Source organism: Aeromonas media (assembly GCF_000819985.1).
In the GTDB taxonomy this organism is placed as follows: Bacteria; Pseudomonadota; Gammaproteobacteria; order Enterobacterales; family Aeromonadaceae; genus Aeromonas; species Aeromonas media.
The window spans coordinates 1-1,429 of record NZ_CDBZ01000015.1 but is presented as its reverse complement, the minus strand read 5'-3'; the positions used below and the strand labels follow the sequence as shown (position 1 = coordinate 1,429).

Below are 1,429 nucleotides of genomic sequence, written 5' to 3'. Positions count from 1 at the left end.
CAATGCTGTTCACTTAAGCGGAGCCGCATTGCGATTTACCGGAAAACGGGTCTTTGATATCTTCACCGCCCTGGGTCTCGATGGCCTGGGGCGTTTTTCTATGAACATGACGCCTATGCAGCCCCGCAACTCCGCCAACCTCCGTGGCGTATGGGCTGGCGATAACGCGCCCGCCATCACTGCCATCTGGTTCGCGATGAACTGACAGGCAAACTTAAAGCTCACCTCATTGGGCGCTCGCTGATGGGCTACGGCGGCCTGGCTGGCCTCCCGCCTGACCAGATTGTATCCAAGCAGCAATCCCCACAGCTCCTGATAGACCAAGTCCACTTTCTTGCTTCTCAGCGTGATGGCGTTGTGCTGCATCGCGCTTTTGATATCCCGGTATCCCAGCTCGATTTCCCAGCGCTCGTGGTACAGGGTCGCCACCTGAGCTGCGCTGAATCGCGCCACGGGCAGGGAGGTAAAGACCGTTTTCTCCTTGCCTGCCACCTCATAGGTCACTGCGCGAACTTGCCAGTGTGTCGGCAACGCCGGGTTTTTCTTGCGAGCCTGAGGCGAGACCGTCATTTGCAACAGACGGTCACCGTCGCCATAGCGCTCAAGTTCCGTGTATACCAGCCCCTTGCGTTCCGGGATGAGCCAGTGACGGTCGGTGTCTTCGGCCTGAATACGCAGCAACAGGTCGGCACCGAAGAAGCCTTTATCCAGCAGGGTCACTGACTTGTCCGGCAATGAGTGAATGAACTCGCTGGCCAGGGGGATTTCCCCTTTGCGGTACGGGCTGATGGCCGCGTTGGCAATGACATGCGAGCGGACATTCATGAGCGTGACCAACCGCAGCATCGGGTAGGGTGTCTGCCGGTTGGTTGAGGTGTTACCCGAGCCGAAATGTGCTCTGAGTTCAGGCATATCCTGGGTTCGGAACAGGGCCCCATCGATGGCAAAGACCTGTAAACCGTGCCAATGGTCTTCAGGATAACGTTCCCGCCCCCACACATCGGCGCACTGTTTGAACAGCCACTCGAGCGGCTGTTTGCCGAGTCGCTGACGGGCCTGAGACAGGGCACTGTCCGCGAGCAAGGCATCATTGGCCAACCCTTCTGCACAGATGTTGAGGCGCCGAGCGACCTCGGAGATGGGCTCATTGCGGAAAAAGGCCATCCCCACGACGAGCCACAAGACCATATCAGAAGGTAAGCGGCGTCGGCGGATAGTGGCCTTTTCAGACAAGGCGGCAGCGGCAGTAATCCATTCGTCGGGAATATGGTCGGCAAAAATGGCCAGCCGAGCCAGCATGTCGCCAGATGCCTCAACAACATCGTTCAGATCGTTTGCAATAGACATAAAAAATCCGGAACCAGTGATTGGTTCCGGATTGTCCTACAGCAGAAGGATCGGTCAATGGATCCTTAACTGATCAGCATTG

General features: G+C 57.2%; 1 protein-coding gene. It reads right to left on the bottom strand.

The window, feature by feature from the left end; genetic code table 11:
- Positions 1-9 precede the first annotated feature (9 nt).
- Positions 10-1,347, bottom strand: coding sequence for an IS4-like element ISAeme15 family transposase (locus BN1127_RS01445; RefSeq protein WP_041205253.1), 1,338 nt, complete (start codon positions 1,345-1,347; stop codon positions 10-12).
- Positions 1,348-1,429 lie beyond the last annotated feature (82 nt).